Annotated in this window: 13 protein-coding genes; 6 read left to right on the top strand and 7 right to left on the bottom strand. The window is 39.6% G+C overall.

Annotated elements, in window-relative coordinates; translation table 11 throughout:
- Positions 1-119: 119 nt before the first annotated feature.
- From PVK79_RS09025 to bfr (PVK79_RS09015), 3 genes are all read left to right on the top strand, one after another.
- Complete coding sequence (locus PVK79_RS09025; RefSeq protein ID WP_257326486.1) at positions 120-2,258, top strand: TonB-dependent receptor; 2,139 nt, start codon at positions 120-122, stop codon at positions 2,256-2,258.
- 423 nt (positions 2,259-2,681) lie between these two features.
- Positions 2,682-3,155, top strand: a complete 474-nt coding sequence (gene bfr / locus PVK79_RS09020) for a bacterioferritin (RefSeq protein WP_087531591.1) — start codon at positions 2,682-2,684, stop codon at positions 3,153-3,155.
- A 10-nt stretch (positions 3,156-3,165) separates the two neighbouring features.
- Entirely contained in the window at positions 3,166-3,630 is a 465-nt protein-coding gene (gene bfr / locus PVK79_RS09015; RefSeq protein ID WP_257326484.1) for a bacterioferritin, read from the top strand.
- Positions 3,631-3,728: 98 nt separating this feature from the next.
- Here bfr (PVK79_RS09015) and PVK79_RS09010 read toward each other — a convergent pair whose 3' ends face one another.
- The 4 genes from PVK79_RS09010 to PVK79_RS08995 all read right to left on the bottom strand — a co-directional run bounded on the left by PVK79_RS09010 (position 3,729) and on the right by PVK79_RS08995 (position 8,273).
- Entirely contained in the window at positions 3,729-3,923 is a 195-nt protein-coding gene (locus PVK79_RS09010) for a (2Fe-2S)-binding protein (protein ID WP_145236256.1), read from the bottom strand.
- A gap of 231 nt (positions 3,924-4,154) precedes the next feature.
- Positions 4,155-4,781 carry a YceI family protein gene (locus tag PVK79_RS09005; protein ID WP_257326482.1) on the bottom strand — a complete coding sequence of 209 codons (627 nt, stop codon included), beginning with the start codon at positions 4,779-4,781 and terminating at the stop codon, positions 4,155-4,157.
- 300 nt (positions 4,782-5,081) lie between these two features.
- Positions 5,082-5,828, bottom strand: coding sequence for a type 1 glutamine amidotransferase domain-containing protein (locus PVK79_RS09000; protein WP_257326481.1), 747 nt, complete (start codon positions 5,826-5,828; stop codon positions 5,082-5,084).
- Positions 5,829-6,224: 396 nt separating this feature from the next.
- A complete protein-coding gene (locus PVK79_RS08995) occupies positions 6,225-8,273 on the bottom strand; it encodes a TonB-dependent receptor plug domain-containing protein (protein WP_257326480.1) in 2,049 nt (682 codons plus the stop codon).
- Positions 8,274-8,376: 103 nt separating this feature from the next.
- Here PVK79_RS08995 and PVK79_RS08990 point away from each other — a divergent pair, with 103 nt between their 5' ends.
- Complete coding sequence (locus PVK79_RS08990) at positions 8,377-9,234, top strand: LytTR family DNA-binding domain-containing protein (RefSeq protein WP_182758498.1); 858 nt, start codon at positions 8,377-8,379, stop codon at positions 9,232-9,234.
- 294 nt (positions 9,235-9,528) lie between these two features.
- Positions 9,529-10,086, top strand: coding sequence for a TMEM165/GDT1 family protein (locus PVK79_RS08985; protein ID WP_145236272.1), 558 nt, complete (start codon positions 9,529-9,531; stop codon positions 10,084-10,086).
- Positions 10,087-10,099: 13 nt separating this feature from the next.
- Here PVK79_RS08985 and PVK79_RS08980 read toward each other — a convergent pair whose 3' ends face one another.
- The 3 genes from PVK79_RS08980 to PVK79_RS08970 all read right to left on the bottom strand — a co-directional run bounded on the left by PVK79_RS08980 (position 10,100) and on the right by PVK79_RS08970 (position 14,130).
- A complete protein-coding gene (locus PVK79_RS08980; RefSeq protein WP_257326479.1) occupies positions 10,100-11,293 on the bottom strand; it encodes a PepSY-associated TM helix domain-containing protein in 1,194 nt (397 codons plus the stop codon).
- Positions 11,294-11,310: 17 nt separating this feature from the next.
- The gene (locus PVK79_RS08975; RefSeq protein ID WP_257326477.1) at positions 11,311-13,467 is read right to left on the bottom strand and encodes a TonB-dependent siderophore receptor; all 2,157 of its coding nucleotides are present in this window, start codon (positions 13,465-13,467) and stop codon (positions 11,311-11,313) included.
- A gap of 99 nt (positions 13,468-13,566) precedes the next feature.
- Positions 13,567-14,130, bottom strand: coding sequence for a hydrolase (locus PVK79_RS08970; RefSeq protein ID WP_182734063.1), 564 nt, complete (start codon positions 14,128-14,130; stop codon positions 13,567-13,569).
- A 133-nt stretch (positions 14,131-14,263) separates the two neighbouring features.
- Between PVK79_RS08970 and PVK79_RS08965 the strand changes: the two genes are divergently transcribed.
- On the top strand, positions 14,264-18,802 hold the full coding sequence (locus tag PVK79_RS08965; RefSeq protein WP_425607881.1) for an EAL domain-containing protein: 4,539 nt from the start codon (positions 14,264-14,266) through the stop codon (positions 18,800-18,802).
- Positions 18,803-18,806 lie beyond the last annotated feature (4 nt).

Raw genomic sequence — 18,806 nt, 5'->3', positions numbered from 1 at the left:
CCACAAGTTAAATGCAATTGATAATAACTATCAGCAACCTTGCGCTTACCGTTCCTTACCTTTATTATTGCACCAATTAAAACAGCACTTTCATAATTACATTGTCGTAAAGGATCTTCATGTATAAAACTTCGTTAACCTTATTAGCCCTCTCTGTAAGTACAGCTACTTTCGCTGATGACGCTATCAATAAAACGCAACTCACAGACAAACAAATGGAGCGTATCATTGTTTCTGGTAGTCGCGTTTTTGAAAGCATTGATGAAGTCCCGGCATCTATTACCGTTATCAATCAAAAACAAATTGAAGAGCATTTAAAAGTAAACCCTGAGCTACAAAGTTTACTTGCGCAAATGGTGCCGGGCCTCGCTCCAGATACCGGCAGTTCAAGTAATACAGGGCAAACACTGCGCGGCCGCGCCCCGTTGGTGATGATTGACGGAGTACCGCAATCAACACCGCTGCGTAATGGCTCGTTAGGCATTAAAACCCTCGACCCTAGTGCCATTGCTCGTATTGAAGTGATCAAAGGAGCAACCTCGATTTATGGTAACGGTGCATCGGGCGGTATTATTAACTACATCACAAAACAGGCAAAAAGTGATGATAAAACAACTGGCGAAATAAGCTTGTCGAGTCGTTTTAGCGCAGTAAAACTTGAAGAAAGTGCTGGCGCAAGAGTATCGGCGGCGATTAATGGTCGAGCAGATAAGTTCAGTTACTTGGTTACTGCTAGTTATGAAGAAAATGGCGTACAACGCGACGCACAGGGTGATATTTTAGGATTGCAATACGGTTTATCTGACGCAGTCACACAAAACTACTTTACTAAGTTAGGGTATGATTTTGATGATGAAAAGCAATTACAATTTAGCTATAACTACTTCAGCTCACAGCAAAAAACTGATCTTGGTGATATTACCGGAGATATGAGTTTAGGTGAAAAAACATACGCAATTCATGTACCACCCGAATTACAAAAACAAGGTAAACCCCAAGGCCCAGAAGGCAACGAAAATATCACCCTAAAGTACACCGATTATGCGTTATTTGAAAACACTCAAATGACCCTAGACTTGTACATGCAAGATATTGAAAATGTGTTTTTCTACTCACCAAGCCTTGCTAACCCTGATGAGAACTATAACGGTGGCCAGTCTGTTATCAGTTCAGATAAAAAAGGTGCGCGTGCAACATTTAATACTCAAGTAGACTTTGACTCAATTGCAGCCACATTCATTTATGGTATTGATGCATTAAATGATGTGACGTCACAACCGCTTGTTGATGGCCGAGTATGGGTGCCAGAAATGGATATGAAAAGTGTTGCAGCCTTTTTACAAACTAAATGGGTGATTGCTGATGATCTTATTGTCAAAGCCGGTGTTCGCCAAGAGAGCATTGATTTAAGCGTAGACGATTACCGCACACTTAAACTATGTAAAACACCAACTCAATGCTCAGTACCAATTAACGTAAAAGGTGACACTATTGATTACGACGCCACGACCTATAATTTTGGTATTAAATATAATCTTAATGAAAAATTCAGCCCATTTATAAGTTACTCACAAGGCTCGGATATATCTGATGTAGGCATACTACTTCGGGCAGCGACAGTGAACGATATTGGCCTAATACAAACCCAAGCCTCAATTATCGATAACTACGAAATTGGCTTTAACTCTCAATTTAACAATCTACGAATTGAAGTCGCAGCCTATCGCAGTACTTCTGAACTTGGCACAACTAATAAATTTAACGAAGTGACCGGCGTGTACGAACCGGTGCGAGCACCACAGGAAATTTGGGGCTACGAAACGTTAGTAGATTATACAATTGCCGCTAATCTTAAATTACTGGCAACCTATAGCTATGTTGAAGGTAAAAACACCGAAGCAGATGTGTACTTAGGCTCAAAACAGATCAGCCCACCAAAGGCAACGGCAAACCTAAACTGGCAACCGAGCGATAAAATCTCGCTTACTTTAAGCTACCTGTATGTTGGCGATAGAAAGCGCTTTGCGGCAAACGAGGAAGGCAAGTATGTAGGCGATCAAGGCCCTGTCGATAGCTACAATATCTTTAACTTAAGTGGCCAATACCAATTTGCCTATAACTGGCAAGGCTTTGTAGGCATTGAAAACTTATTTAACGAAGACTACTTCCCTGCCCGAGCTCAATCGTATACATACGGCGGCTATAACATCAAAGGCCTAGGTACAACGGCCAATGTCGGCGTTAAATACCAGTTTTAAATCACAGCTTGTCTAACTCGCTCATTTCACAATCGAATGAACGAGTTAGATATTACTCGTGAGCCTAACCTTAAATAACCTGAACTCTGGATAATAAATCTATCTCCAGCGGCTACTTTTAACGCTAACTGCGTTGAATTTACTTGCAATAGGCTAGCTATTGACGCGTAAATTCGCCTTGTTATCACTAAAAGTCTCCGGGTGGAGATTGAGAAATACAATTGTTATTTAATATCAATACAATAAGTACATCTCTTAACCAGAGTTCAGGTTAAATAACAATCTGTTCATAAAGCAACCAACAATGCAAACTTAAACGAGAATCACACTCAATAGTAACCAACTGATTTACAAGGAAAATACTTGCAATAACTGATTTTTCTACTACACTAGCAGCATTAAGTATTCTATGAGGCCACCATTATGAAAGGTAATCAAAAAGTTATCGACAGCTTTAACAAGTTGCTTGCGAACGAACTTGCTGCAATCGACCAATATTTTATCCACTCACGTATGTACGATGATTGGGGTTTAGATAAACTTTATGTGCGCCTAAATCATGAAATGGAAGAAGAAAAAGATCATGCTGATTGGCTAATTAAGCGTATTTTATTCCTCGAAGGCGTACCAAACATGACCAAACGCCGTGACCTAATTATCGGCCATGACGTTAAAAGCATGATGCAAAACGACCTAACACTAGAGCTTGAAGTAGTCGAGTGTGTTAAAGAAGTTATTGCCGTATGTGAGCAAGAAAAAGATTACCAGTCTCGTGAGATCCTAGAAAAATTACTCTTCGATACCGAAGAAGATCACGTTTACTGGCTTGAACAACAACTTGGTTTGATTGATAAAATTGGTAGTCAAAATTACCATCAATCACAAATGGGCGAATAGGAGCTAAAGTATGAAAGGCGATAAAGACGTTCTTGTTGCATTAAATAAAGTATTAGCTAATGAGCTAGTTGCAATTAACCAGTACTTTTTGCATGCCCGTATGTTTAAAGATTTTGGTTTTAGCGCACTTGATAAAGCCGATTATAAAACCTCAATTCAAAAAATGAAAAACGCTGACCGTTTAATTGAGCGTATTTTATTTTTAGAAGGGCTGCCAAACCTTCAAGATCTTGGCCGTTTACGAATTGGCGAAAACAGTGAAGAAATGATTGCCTGCAATATGAGTTTTGAGCTTGATTCATTGGTTGATCTAAAAGAGGCTATAAAACTTGCTGAAAGCAAAAAAGATTATATTAGCCGTGAAGCGCTAGATAACATTTTATCTGAGCAAGAAGAGCAAATTGACTGGCTAGAAACGCAACAACAGTTAATTAAAAGCACCGGTATTGAAAACTACCTGCAGTCGCAAATGTAACGTTTGGTTAATACCAAAAAAGCAGCTTAGGCTGCTTTTTTAGTTTTTATAATACAGATAAATGTCACTGAGTTTAAACGATTACCAATAAGCAATAGCTACGCCACTTGCTCAGTAATATCAGCAATTTGAATAAGCTTACGGTTGAGGATCTTTTTAGTACAGCCGCAGCATTTGCCGCACTGGCTACCGACTTTAAGCTCTTTAGAAAGCTCGCGCATTGTAGTCGCGCCTTCGTCGATTGTTTGTTCAATTTTTTTATCTGTCACACCGTGACATAAACAGATATACATGAATACAAACTACTCTCAATTACATTCGAGCTTGTATATTAATCTAAACGTAAACGGTTCGCAATTAATAATCGCATAAAATTGAGAATTATTTTTATTTGCTTAATTCCATATAGTTTTAGATGCTCACCGCAATCCGGTTAACTGATATGTGCCCTAGCGGTCATTCAGGGATTATATTCTATCTGCAAATTTCACTCATTGACGATTTAGTAGCTATCTACTTACTTCTTATTGCTTACCAACATTAAGAAATTCCGCATAAACTTCTAACTCAATTTGATCCCCAACAATCGGTATATAACTGTCCATGCCAAAGTCAGAACGTTTGATTTGACCTACCGCGCTAAAACCAATGGTGTATTTTCCTGTCATCCAGTTGTCTGCTCCACCGTGAAATGTGGCTTTAAACGTCACAGGTTTGGTAACACCTCTAAGAGTTAAATCACCTGAGAAATTAAAACTGTTATCAGATATAACTGTAACATTGTTGCTAGTAAATGATGCCTGCGCAAAACGCTCACTGTTAAACCAAGTGTCATTTTGTAAGGTTTCTGCTAAGTCAGCATTATTAATATCAATAGAGCTAATATCCACCACTGCGTTTAATGACGCGGCAGTCATATTATTAGGATCAAAGTTGAGTTGTGCATCAAATTTATTAAAACGCCCTACATAGGTTGATAACCCTAAATGTTGGATTTTAAATATTAATGCAGCATGTTGACTGTCTAGCTGATATTCGCCCGCTTGAAGCGCTATCAACTCAGATTTAACAGTTGGTGCAATCCAACTCACACAACTTGTCAGTAACAGCGCAGCACACATAACTGAGACCGAATGTATAAATGTTCGCATTGTATTCTTTAACGCTGAGTTCATAGTAGTAAAGCCATTAGTAATGTGTTGAGTGTAGGTAAAATAAAACGTCATTTTTCATAAAATCAAAATATATAATGCCTCATATTTTCCATTTTCACTTCTCTTTTATATTCTGATGGAGTGAAGCCGTGAATTTTTCCTTCACGCTCAAAGCCGAACTACTCAAAAGTGCATTTAGCGGACGGTGGTAACGCCCTAAAAAGTAAAGTGCGTAGCTGAGCGAAACCGAGTCAAACTTTAGCAGTTCCGCCTTAATTAGCTTATTAAGCGCCGTTATTACTGTCTTAAGGTTATCATTTCTTTTGCTACAAGTGCAGCTGAAGGCAAAAACATTGTTGAGATAATACGTTGATCTGCAATCACAGCGTGTTTATCTTTTAATGTTTTTTTATTTTGAGCAATAGCACCATTCTTATTAAGTTGATTTTCAATAAGAAAAGGTAAAAGTGTTCCTTGTTTTGCCCATGGTTTCGATGTTTCAGTAGAGTTAGGAAAACCAACTATTTTTTTTCCTTTCACCAAAAACTCCCCATTAGATAATTTCACGTTTACAATGCCCGCTGCGCCATGACCACCAACACCTAAAATACCACCTGACTCATAAATACTACTGATAATGGATTGGATTTGTTTGTTATCTGTAACGTCAAACATTACTCCATAGCCACCACCTATGAATACGCCCCAATAGTCATTTGGGTCAATTTGAGCAGGTTTGAATGAGTTGTTTGCTTTTTCTAAGAAACCTTCATATTTGATGGTGTAACTACTTATACCTAAAGGCTCCAACATAAACTTAACTTCTCCACTATTAGGTGATACAAAGTCAACTTCAAAGCCGTGGCTAAAAAAAATGTGATACGGAGGTGCAAATTCCCATAAATTATTTCTTGCGTCATGCTGTTCAGGATCCCCCATATTTATCATATTAGATGCCACTATCAGTACCTTCTTTTTAGGCTCTGCTATTGCATTTGTGGCTAGCAAAGCGCCTGTTAGTAAAATAATGGATAAGAGTTTCATTTTTTTCCTTTATAAATAATTAAACTATTATTTAGACGAGACAAAAGACGAAAAGGTTTAAATATAGAATTTGTATCGGTACTTAAAAGCGTATTAGGAAGGCCTGCAAGATAGAGGTTTAGTTAAGCCAGATAAAATAGTTATCAATGAACGACCGCTATCCGAACGCAGCCAACTGTAAAAAGAGGGCCTATGCAGTCTTAGTCTTTGTAGCTTATTTTCTGCTTGGGTTTTAAACGCTAATAACTGCTGGCAAATTTCAATTTATCGAAAATTCTTAACCCCTTTAATTTCATTTAGTGCTAGATTTTCTAAATTTTTTATCAACCATAAAACGCTAAATTTATATTTCAGATGCTCAACCCTCTCACACTTAAAGTAAGAGGGTTATCATCTTTAAAAGTTAATTGTGATGCCAATAGATGGTAAAGGCATATCAGGGAACTGGTAGTCTTTTTCAAACTCGCTGTAGTCTTGATTGTATTCTAGCTCCTGTACTGCGCGTGAAGCATAAACATTTAACACTTCAAAATATAAATTAGCATCAAAGCCATAGAGCTGTGTTTTATAATCTGCACGAATGTCTAAACGGTGGTAATTGCTCCATTGTGAACTGTTAAATTCACTGTATTTTGGAATATAAAAGAGCGCATTTTGACTGCCAGTTTCTTTATAAGGCTGTGCAGATAATACTGGCGTATAGCGCCTGCCACTTTGAAATCGCCATTTTGCACCGACTTGCCAGTGATCATTCCATTTATAATCTAAAACCAAGTTTGCAACCCAAGGCAGGTCAAATTCAGAATTAAACGCCTCTGCTGTTAATGGGTTCTTTCGCTCTGTTTTACTATAAGCAATACTTGCCCAGCCAAACCAGTCGTTCGACAGTTGCTTATTTACAAGTATTTCAATCCCATACGCTTCGCCACTGGCAACATCATCAAAAAGCAGATCACTGAGTGCTACATCGTTTTCGCTGCGAGCTTGTGCTTGCGGGTTTGCAACAACGAGGTTTTTCAATTCTTTGTAAAAAAGCTCTGTTCGTAGAGCTATTCCATCAGCTAATTGTGAATCAAGGCCTAAAACCCATTGCGATGAATTACTCGCCTCAAGGCTTGGCTCTCCATATTGAGCGGTTAAAAATTGATAGTCATCTATAAAGGTATGATGGATCCCGTAGTTTAGTCTGAGCGTGTGATTGTCATCGAGGTCGAAGCCAATCCCTAATCTTGGTTCAACATAACTTTGGCTGTTATTGTCTGTGCCAACAACAGCAATGCCGATTTGATAATCAAGTTTAGCAGTGATTTGCCCCGTAAGATGGGTGTAAGCATGATAATCTGAAATAGTTAAAGTCCCTTGCTCATTAAATTTAGGACTAAAGTAGCTAGGTGGGCACATTTCAAATTCGGTATTACACGGCATCAACCGGCCACTGGCTAGATAGTCTACCGACGTGTCTCTATAGATGGCACCAAAATTTAACGTAAAGGATTCTGCTACGTATTGGTTTTCAGTTTTGAAAATCAATTTTGTGATATCTGCATCCCATCTAAAAACCTCCCCTTCACGCTCTTGCTGATTTTGAGTCAATAAATTAACACTAAAATTAGCCTCTATTACATCGCCAAAATGTTGCAAACTCACCGCTTGACTGTGGTAGTAAGTTTGATATCTTTCGCCGCTGGCTAGATCAGGATTTTTAGCAATATCTCTACCGTCTTGATCAAACGCTATTTCGATATAATCTTTTGCGCCACTAGCGGAGAATCGAATAATATTGTTTGCGTCAAAATCCCAAATAAATTTTGCCTGATAGTCTCGATTTCTCGGTGGTACCGCGAAAGAAAAGTCTTCGTCTTCTATAAAATTATCAACATAAGTATGAACTAAGCTTTCTCGAAAAGAAACGTAGAACGCTGCGTTGCTTGATAAGGCCTGTTCATATAAAAACCCACTTCTAAAAAAGCTTAAGTCGATCACTCGTGCCGGCTCCACACCATTGGGATCTCTTAAATTGGTTAATATCACTCCGCCATTCGCATTTGCGTATTGACTGCTCCAAGCCCCCGTTTTTAACTCAAAACTCTCAACGAGAAGTGGGTTATAAACACTTAACCCGTCATTATGAAAAACATACCCCATCTCCAAGCCATCGGTAAGATATAAGTTGTCATTGCTCGAGCTACCACGTATTGCAGGCTGCGCAACCGGGCCTCCGGTGGCGGGAGTTGCAAGTACAACCCCCGGCAGTGCTTCTAAGCCCTTTAATGGATCATTCCCGGTGCCTGGTAATGATAAGAGCTTGTCTGAACTGATCTTTAAACCATCTGGTTTTACTGCGATCACCGTTATTTCTTCGAGCTCTTTTTCATCACTAGCCTGAGCGTTAATGACTGCCAAAGCACAGATTGTTAAAGGTAATAATCGTGTCATTTTATTCATAGTATCCATTCCTTGTATAAATTGTGATGACAACAATTTACGCCATGGATTGAATTTGCTTTAATTAAGTTTGTTGATTTTGAACGAATGGGCAGCTTTTTGTATGAATGGGCATTTTCCGTTAGGTGAGATAAATCCTTGGCGATATTTTTTTATCTTGGGGTTTATTTTAGCAAGCTTATTTACCCTCGTTAACGATGATGAAACGCGTCATGTTGTTGAAGTTTTTTTACAGTGGCAGCTTCAAGTTCATAGCGGATCATTATTTTTTATCGCCACTCACCTATTTTTAACTAGCCGATTATCAGGACTTAACAGTGCTTTAAAGTTGCTAGTGAGCGCATTTATTGCCTCTCTATTTTATGCCCCCGTCTCACTGCTATTTGATGTTTATTGGCTACATGATACTGATTATACCCTCGCAGCTTTAGTCCAAGAATGCAGTGATATGATCCCCACGGCAATGTTTTCTTGGTTAGTTGTAAACCTACCTTGGTTAACTGGGCTTTCTTTGCAAAGAAGAACACCTTTACCAGAAACGCCGCCCGACACGCCAACTTTAGCAATTGCTCACACAATACCGATATCCCCTCCATTAGCGCCACTCAAAGCTGCAGAAGTAATAGAACCAGAAACAAAAAAGCTTACCGCATTTTTACAGCTCGCTACTGTAAATAGCGTGGATGAAATAGTCTATTTAAAAGCCGAGCTACATTATTTAAAAGTCGTTGCACATGATTTCGAAAAACTGATCTTATTTAATTTAAAAGATGCCATATCGGCTTTGGCCGAAGCTGATAAACAGCATACAATGAGTCAAACTCACCGTAGTTATTGGGTCAATCGGGCGTATATTCGCAGTGTAAAGAGTAAAGGTCGCCAAGCAACACTACTCATGAGCAATGATGATAAAGTGTTGGTAAGTAGGAATAATATGCAAAAAGTAAAAGCATGGTTTTAAGCATACGTTTATATTCAATTACAGAGTTCACCCTCAGCTGCACCACAAAACCTATTGTTGTACCTTTACTCTAAAAAAGAAATGTGGCAAAGTGCGCACTTCTCGGGGGAGTAGCCTGCTTGATGCCTTTTAACTTAAAGCGCAGCAAGTAAACTTATCAACATAATTGCACCTCATGTGCATGGTAAGTTTGTAATGTAGCAAGCATTATCGGCAAGACCTGGGTAAACACTATCCTCATGGCGGGAGATAGGCGTTTACCTTGGTTTAATGTTCCCGCCTTATAGAAGTAAAATGGATACATTTATCACATCAACCGTCACCGTTGCTTTAGCTGAAATAGGCGATAAAACGCAACTTTTATCCCTGTTGTTAGCTGCCCGCTTTGCCAATAAACCTGCACTTATTTTAGGTATTTTAGTCGCTACTATTATCAATCATGGTTTATCTGCGTGGTTGGGCGATTATTTATCGCAAAGCTTTACCTCTTCGTACCTGCCTTGGATTGTGAACGGCTGTTTTATTGTCGTTGGCTTATGGCTACTGATCCCAGATAAAGATGAAGAAGTAAGCAATAAATACGATCAATACGGGGCTTTTTTAGTTGCCTTGGTGCTGTTTTTCATTGCCGAAATTGGCGATAAAACCCAAATAGCAACAGTATTGCTTGGCGCTCAGTATCAATCAGTGTTGTGGGTAACCATAGGAACCACTGTAGGTATGTTACTTGCCAATGTGCCGGTTATTTATGCTGGCAATGCCTTACTAAAACGTATTCCAATGGCAAAAGTAAGAATGCTTGCTGCAATAGTGTTTGTTGCTTTGGGTTGTTACGGCCTAGTTACTAGCTAACTTTATCTGCACGTTACAGCACCGGCGAATATAGTTTTGCTGGTGCTTGGCGTACACTAAATGTTTGCGTTGTGAGAAGTAGCGAACAACATACTAATAAAACACTTACTGCCCCCATGATACCAAACCATTGCAATAATGAACGCTGCTTACGCTTTACTCTCAGCCAATTCATATACAATCCAGCCATACATATACAGGTCATTAAACAACCAAAGACAGCCCAAATTAACTTCGTACCTAGCCCTGCAAAGTTGCCAAAATGCAAAGGATCTGCGGTATCTTTAATGCGCGCGACAATAGCTAAATCTGCGGCTTTTTGAATTGCCAGTACATCTGCTGAAGCTGGATCTAAATACACTTTATTAGCTCGTAAACGTACTAAAATGTCATCATTATCGCCCAGTACCACAACCGGTTTGTTTTCCTTTGTTGGGTATTGTATAGCGCGAATCTGTAAACTTGGAAACGCTGATTGCGCCGCGTTTACCATGACACTTATCGCTGGCGGATGCGCGGCGTCAGTTTGTAGATCCGTAACCTCTGCGGGGGTTTTTATATAATGGTCAATTTTGGCTGTTTGTAGGGTGTGTTCAACTAAGTACCACACGCCAGTAATGGCCATGACCACAATAAACCAGTAACTCCAAAGCCCCAGTAATTTATGCCAATCAGCCCAGCTGCTACGATTGGTTGTTTTTAATTGCCGTGGCTTTTTTAAAAAATGTCGCCACCACTGGCGATAAACAATCGGACTAGTAACCACTAAAATAACCAAGGGAATGGCTAAACTCGTGACGATCAACTTACCAGTCCAACCCATCGATAGATTCATGTGCCAGTTACGTAAAAAGCGCGATACTCGCCCCCACTGACCTTCGCCAAGCCATTGCCCCGTCGCACCATCAACATACACAAACAAAAACTGTTGCTGCCACTTAAGCGACACTTCGGTTGCTAAGTAAGGTTGCTGATGGCGCAATATGCTAATGATTTGGCTGCCAGGATAACGCTGGGCAAGTGTATTCTCAATTGCAGCAAAGTCAGTATTAGGGGAATGCGAGAGGGCACGAAATTTACTATCACTAAGATATTCAATTTCGTGGCTCAAGGTTGCCAACGTGCCAGATAAACACGTTATCAATAACAAGCTGCCAACCAAGAGCCCTGCCCAAGCATGTAAGTTAAACCACTGCTTTGCTTTCATAGTACGAAATTGTCAGTTTAGAATGTGTACTTAGCCGACAAATAGACGCGGCGTGGTTCCCCCGGGAAATGCCCAGCACGAGTTATAAAGCCACTTGATGCATACTCTTTATCAAACACGTTTTTAACTGAGAGCTGCCAAACCCATTGTTGATATTCAGTCTTCCAAGCCATGTTATAAACGGTATACGGCTGTACTTTATCACCGTCTAAACTGACTTGTTCATCAACATAATCAAGACCTGCCGCGATTGATGAGTGCAACTGCGGTAACTCATAACGCGTCCACAACCCTGCGGTATTTTGTGGTGCATTGGCAAATTTATCGCTGCCTTTTGATTGCGCGGAAAATTTTTCACTTTGCTCAACAATACGCGTGTCGTTGTATGCGTAACTTGCTGTGATCACTAAACGTTCGGTGACATCACCAACAATCTCAAGTTCAAAGCCTCGGCTATCAACTTCGCCTAACGCTTCCATTTGATCAACGCCGGTGTCTGATAACTTAGTGCTGGCTTGTAAAATATTGTTACGGATAATGCGATAAGTTGCCATGTTCACAGCCAACGAGTCATCAAGTAACTTAGTACGTAAACCAAGTTCACGAATATTGCTGTGCTCTGGTTTAAATGGCCCGCCTACATCTTGATTTTGGTTACTGGCCGATTGTGGCATAAAGCCTGTGCCATACAGCGCATAAGGGAAAAAGGTATCGTTTAAGTTATAACTTGTGCCAATACGATACGTCACATCGCTGTCTGAAAACTCGGTGTTATTAAGGACATCGGTGTCTTCAAAACGATCGTACCGTAAGCCAACCGTAACATTCCATTTATCCGTAACATCAACTTGGTCTTGTGCATACAGGCCAATACGTGTTGACTCAGTACTTGCTAAACGCGGTGTTACGTTTGCTAAATCATAATCATCTTTTGAAGTCAGTCCATACACAGGATTTAATATTGAGATCCCTGGGACTGGGCCGCCTTTGCTGGCTTGTACAGCTGTTCTATATGCTGATTCAAACTCATGCTTATACCAATCTACACCCACCAGCATCACATGTTGCATAGCGGCAAGCTCAGTGTCAGCAATTAAATTGGCAGTAAAACTAAGCCCGGTATTTTCGCGTTGTTGATCACGAAATTCGCGCTCGCTCCAATCCAGTACTCCATCGCCATCTGTGTCACTTAGTCCACGCGGCTCATGATAGTTTTGATTAGCATCGTTACTAAAATAACGCGCAGTGATATCACTGCGAAATACCTCATTAAATTGGTGCTGAAAACTTGCTTGAAACACGTCAGCAATAACGGTTTGATAATCCGTTGCTTCATTATGATTCCAGCTAATGTCGGCAATGAAGTTACCGTTTTTATCCACTGGCACGCCACGTAATCTAGCGCCGCCTAAATCTTGATCAACATGGGTATATTGCAATACCAAATTAGTATCGTTACTAAAATCAAATCGATAGCCTAAATCAATAATGGTATTATCTTCACTGGTATTTTCACGAAACGGTTTATCTGAATCTTTATAAACACCAACACGGTAGGCTTGGGTCTGTGCGTCATTGGCACTGCCCGTTGATTCGATTGCGGCACTAAAAAAATCATCATTACCCAGTTCAACTGCAACGGTTGTTTTACTATCATAGCTGGGCTTTTTGGTCATATAATTAATGATCCCGCCAGGGTTACCACTGCCGTACACAGCGCCACTAGGGCCTTTTAAAACAGCCACTTGCTCAATATTAAACAACTGTGGTACCGCAAAACCACTAAATGGGTCACCTTTTACACCATCGTATAAAATTTCATCTTGGCGAAAACCACGAAACGTAACACCTGAGTAACTAAAGCCATTAACACCCGCGATATTACTGTATAGATCAGTTACTTGACGTGCAGCCTGATCGCTGATTAACGCTTGCGGAATAACCTGGATTGACTGTGGAATTTTCTCTAGCGGCGTATCGGTACGAGTACCAAACGTTGATTCTGTTGGGCGATACAGTGAAAACGCTCGTCCAACGACTGAAATGGTTTCTATGTCGTTTTTTACAACAGTAGACTCATCAGTTGCAGATCTTGCTGCTGTTGTTTGCGCAGCAACGACAACAGGCGCAATGGTAATATAACTTAGGGCTAATGCTATTAAAGAAGGTTTCATTGATATTTATACAGCAATCAAAATAATTTGCGGCATGATAATAAAAACCACTATCATTTACAATGCTGAAGTGGAATTATTCTCTTCTTGTTGCAAAGCTTATTTAACAATCTTTAAAATCTCTTTAAATACAGGTGTCGCTGCCACTTCGGTCCATTGAAAAATCACACTTTCAGCGCAGCTGATCACAGCACCGGCTTGTCTTAACTGAGCGATGGCTAAATCGCGGTGCAGATCATTACGCGAACTAATCGCATCCATGACTAAAAACACCTGATAACCTTGCGCCAATAAATCTAAACAAGTTTGTAATACGCATACATGCGCTTCCATACCAACTACAATGATTTGCGGGCGCTTATAGCTAGCAATAAGCTCTAAAAAACCGTCCTCTTTACACGCGCTAAAGTGGGTTTTATCAAAGTATTCAGCCTGCCCAATCTGAGCTTTTAATTGCTGATCAGTTTCGCCAAGCCCTTGTTTATATTGTTCGGTGACTAAGATAGGAATTTGCAACAATTGTGCGGCTTTTACTAATTGCACTGTGACCTGTTTTACTTGTTCATAACGAGGCATCGCCGGACTTAATTTGTCTTGAATATCGACAACTAACAGCAGACTTTGCATGGTGTGAGTATTAAATGAATGAGGCAATGTGAACATCCTGTAATCTAAACATAGCTAACAGCATAAGTGATTTGTTATATAAAGTTAATTCTTTAATTAAACTGTAAGTTGTTATGCTATATTTACTAACGGATAACAACTATTTTACCTCAGGGGAGCTGTATCATAAGTGCGGTTGAATAACTTTTTTTTCATTTTATTTAGTATTTTATGCACTTTGTTTAGTGTTAATTCCAGTGCTCAAAGCTATGCTCAGCAATTACAACGCTTGTCCACTGATGAAGGGTTATCACAAGGCCACGTTACTAGCACACTGCAAGATAAACTAGGGTTTATTTGGATCGGAACGATGCAAGGTTTAAACCGGTTTGATGGCTACGAAGTAAAAATATTCTCTGGTGAATACACACTGGATCAACTCTCGATTATTCTGTTGTTTGAAACAAGCAATGGCGATATTTTTGTATCAACTGAATATTCTGGTGCGTTTCTTATAGATCCTGTGACACTTAAAGTCAGTAAAGTTTATTCAGGTAAGTTAAACGCTGAAGATAAACACTTTTCTCCTATTTTTGCCATCGCCGAACATCAGCAGCTGTTTTATTACGCCATTAACCAACATGTGTATGCCTTTGATCCACAAAAAAATACCTATACTCATGAGTTTTCAATCAGTAAAGATGATAATTTTGTCCGCGCAATTACTGTTCATAATGACTTTTTGTATATTGCCACCACTGATGGGTTGTACTCTAAATCATTAATTGATGAACATATAACTAAAATACCTTTAGTTGCCAAGGATAAGCTCAACCTCGATAACAATAATATCAAGTTTTTAACCGTCGACTCGCAGCTTGGCCTGCTGGTTGGCACGGTCGAAGGTTTTTATTCTATTGCATTTAATAACAATGAGTTACTAGACTTCAACAACGTAAAAACGCTGCTTGCAGAACATAATATTTGGGACTACGTTAATACCCCTTATGGTGAATTTATAGTCACCGAGGATGGTCTGTATGAATACCATCGCCATACTGATCACAATGAGTTTCTTTTTCGTTTTGATCAAAGTAAATTCAACATGACCGACAACACGATTTTAGATGTAATGGTCGATAAAACAGGGCTTATGTGGCTTGCCTCGCGCTCACAAGGTGTTTTTACTTGGTCAACTTTAGCAAGGCGTTTTGGCAATATTCAAATCACCAGTAATGATAAATTGCACAGTAATGTGATCTTTGCTGTTTACCAAGACAATCATAACGTTTGGCTGGGCACCGATAATGGTCTTGCCAAAATGCGCCAAGATGGGACAACAGAGAAAACTTACTTAGTCAGCAATGACACTAAAGCGTTTTATGGCCAATTTGCTGTGTATGGCATTGCCTCGGCACACTTAAATGAGCCAGATCGTTATTTGTGGTTACTACTTTATGATGGTCTTGCTTTATTTGACAAAAAAACCGAACAAAAAATAGCTCTGCCAATGCAAGGCAATACACAGGCTATTCTCGACAGCAGCCCAGCTTATGGCTATCACCAAATCACGACTGATACCTTTGCATTTTTTAGCGAGAATGATTATTTCCTGTATGATGGAAACAGTGGTCAGACTAACGTAATTAAAGGACTCAAAGAGCAGTTAGATCCCGTCAACGTGCACACCTTTTTAAAACCGTTACCTAATAAACCCGATGACTATTTGATCAGCGTATCTGGGGCGTTATATCGTTATAATGAGTCTAGCCAAAAACTCACCTTAATATACAAAGTTGAAAATTATAACCCAATAAATTATGTCACTATTGATGACTGGGTGATCGATTATAACAATACGCTATGGCTTGCCTCTTCCCAAGAAGGGCTAATTGGTCTTGACGCCAACAGCTATGAAGTAAAACACCGTATAAACCTCAGTAATGGCATTAAAACTAAAACAATTGTCGCTTTGCAAATCGACCAATTTGGCTTTTTATGGATCAGCAGTAAAAATGGCCTTTATCGGCTCGATTTAAGTTCAATGCAACTCAATGCATATACTGTTAAAGATGGCTTAACTGTGAATGAATTTAATATCGACTCACATACACTGTTAAACGATGGCCGCTTAGCCTTTGGCAGCACACGTGGCGTGCTAACACTCGCCCCACAAGACTTTTTATCCGTCCCTAATGATCGTGACAGCACTGTGACTGAAATCACCGATATATCGTTACTCTCACGCTCACTTAATTATCATCCATTGCAATACGCCAACCAGCCTTTACAACTGACTGATGAAGACATGGGTTTAGAAGTTAGTTTTTCCAACTTTGATTTTCAAAATGTTGATAGAACACGCTATAAGGTGTCATTAACTGGCCCAAGTAAATTAAGCTATGAAAAGCTAAATAACAATAAAGTCTTTTTTACTAAACTTCCTGCTGGTGATTATCAACTTACAATCGCAGCATATAACTTAAATGACTCAGGCCTCGGTGATGAAAAAACGCTTAACTTTAACGTTGCTTATGCCCCGTGGCGTTCTCCTCTTGCAATAAGTCTTTATTTATTACTTACGTTTTTAGTGCTATTTGTTATTTTTTGGCAATACCGCTCTCGTCAGCGCATTATTAAGCATACTCATGATGAAATACTGCAATCACAACAACAAACTGAGCTTGCTTTAAACAGTAGTAAAAGCGGTGTATGGGAAGTTGATATTGGCGCACATTGGATAAAACAGCAGCGCTTAAAACACGAACTAGGCTATCAAACTTTGCCTCAGAAGTTTAATTTTGACGATTTTTGCGCATTAATACACCCTGATGATAAGCGCAAAATACTGCATGATTGGCATATATTCATCACTCAAAAAAATGCTCAACAATGGCAGGTCACGTATCGGCTTCAACATGCTAATGGAAACTGGCTTTGGTACCACGACATAGGTAAAGTGATAGAAACGAATGAGCAAGGCTATCCTACAAGATTAGCTGGAATTTATACTAATATTACAGAGCAGCGTGCTACAGCACATCAAGCTGCGGTATTAGGTGAAGCCTTTAGTCAAATAAACGATTGGCTACTTATTTTAGACAGTCAACTCATTCCATTTTCTGTTAATAATAGCTTTGCTGAAGCCTTCTCAATGCAAAAAAAACCAGCAAAGCTTGAGCTAAAAAGGTTTTTAGCGGCACTGGGTAAAAAACAATATGTCGACTTCATCAATATTCTAAAATCATTGCAGCCAAAGCAGAACTGGCGCGGTGACGCATATATAAAAACTAAGATAAATCCGTCGCACCCCATTCATATCAGTATTACCGCAGTGGCAAAAGACAGTAATGTGGTGAGCTATTATGTGGTAGTTATTTCTGATTTAACTGAGCAAAAACGTGCTGAAAATGAGCTTCGTTATCTGGCAAACTATGATCCATTAACTAAGCTGCCAAACAGAACATTAATGTATCAAAAGATATCGCATGCGATCAAAGATGCCGATACGCGCGCGAGCCTTGTTGCTTTGCTGTTTATAGATTTAGATAAATTCAAACCGGTGAATGACTCGTTTGGTCATGCGGTTGGCGATCAGCTATTATGTGATATTACCCATCGAATGAATAGCATGCTTGATAATAATGCCATTGTCGGGCGTCAAAGTGGTGACGAATTTTTGTTATTGATTAAAAACTTAGACTCACCACAAAGTTTAAGTAACTTAGTACGTAGCCTAACTGCAGAGCTTGCAAAACGGGTGGTGATCAACGATTTTGCAATTAATATCTCGGCCAGTATCGGTGTTGCACTCTACCCATTTGATGCCGATACCACCGATGAGCTTATTCGTAATGCCGATATAGCGATGATGCATGCTAAACAATCGGGCCGCAACGGCTTTAAGTTTTTCACTGAACAAATGAATAACCAAATCACCCAAAAGCTGCTGCTCGAAAATGCTTTAAAAGACGCCTACAAGGACGATTTGTTTTTTAATAATTACCAGCCAATTGTTAACAATAAAAGTAAAAAAATCAAAGGTGTAGAGCTCTTAATGCGTTGGCAGCATCAGGCTGAATTGATATCCCCAGCAGTGTTTATTCCTATTGCGGAAGAAACTGGTTTAATCGATGTACTCACCGAGCAAGCGCTGACCCGTGCACTTGAAGATCTCGCACCATTATTTAAAGCTAATCCGCGGTTTTACCTATCTTTAAACTTATCACCGGTGCATATTTTAAAGTCTAATTTAGCCGAACGCTTATTACTTATTCTAAATCAGCATCATATAAAACCTGTTCAGTTACGTTTAGAGATCACCGAAAACACCTTGCTTGATGACAAAAACAAAGCGGCTAAGCAGCTGCAAGCACTCAGAAGCGCTGGTTTTAAATTGTTATTGGATGATTTTGGCACCGGGTATTCTTCTTTAACGTATTTAAGTCAATTTCCAATTGATGTGATTAAAATTGATCAAAGCTTTGTGCGTAATATCGGGCGAGATAGCAATAATGAGTCAATTATCAGAACAATCCATACCTTAGCTGAAAACCTTAATCTGTATTGCATTGCAGAGGGTGTAGAAACAATTGAGCAAATACGCTTTTTAAACAGTATCGGCTGTGATGACCTTCAAGGCTATTACTTTGCAAAACCAACAACTGCCGAGATTCTCATTAGCGATGCGTATATCCAAGCACTGCAAGAGAAATTGCAAACTACATAGCTAG

Origin of the sequence: Pseudoalteromonas rhizosphaerae (assembly GCF_028885455.1) — a bacterium.
GTDB lineage: Bacteria > Pseudomonadota > Gammaproteobacteria > Enterobacterales > Alteromonadaceae > Pseudoalteromonas > Pseudoalteromonas rhizosphaerae.
The sequence above is the reverse complement of the archived record's forward strand: the minus strand, read 5'-3'. Positions and strand labels throughout refer to the sequence as shown.

Coding starts and splice junctions, on each gene's coding strand:
- PVK79_RS09025 (WP_257326486.1), top strand. CDS start 120: ATGTATAAAACTTCGTTAACCTTATTAGCCCTCTCTGTAAGTACAGCT.
- bfr (WP_087531591.1), top strand. CDS start 2,682: ATGAAAGGTAATCAAAAAGTTATCGACAGCTTTAACAAGTTGCTTGCG.
- bfr (WP_257326484.1), top strand. CDS start 3,166: ATGAAAGGCGATAAAGACGTTCTTGTTGCATTAAATAAAGTATTAGCT.
- PVK79_RS09010 (WP_145236256.1), bottom strand. CDS start 3,923: ATGTATATCTGTTTATGTCACGGTGTGACAGATAAAAAAATTGAACAA.
- PVK79_RS09005 (WP_257326482.1), bottom strand. CDS start 4,781: ATGCGAACATTTATACATTCGGTCTCAGTTATGTGTGCTGCGCTGTTA.
- PVK79_RS09000 (WP_257326481.1), bottom strand. CDS start 5,828: ATGAAACTCTTATCCATTATTTTACTAACAGGCGCTTTGCTAGCCACA.
- PVK79_RS08995 (WP_257326480.1), bottom strand. CDS start 8,273: ATGAATAAAATGACACGATTATTACCTTTAACAATCTGTGCTTTGGCA.
- PVK79_RS08990 (WP_182758498.1), top strand. CDS start 8,377: ATGAATGGGCATTTTCCGTTAGGTGAGATAAATCCTTGGCGATATTTT.
- PVK79_RS08985 (WP_145236272.1), top strand. CDS start 9,529: ATGGATACATTTATCACATCAACCGTCACCGTTGCTTTAGCTGAAATA.
- PVK79_RS08980 (WP_257326479.1), bottom strand. CDS start 11,293: ATGAAAGCAAAGCAGTGGTTTAACTTACATGCTTGGGCAGGGCTCTTG.
- PVK79_RS08975 (WP_257326477.1), bottom strand. CDS start 13,467: ATGAAACCTTCTTTAATAGCATTAGCCCTAAGTTATATTACCATTGCG.
- PVK79_RS08970 (WP_182734063.1), bottom strand. CDS start 14,130: ATGTTCACATTGCCTCATTCATTTAATACTCACACCATGCAAAGTCTG.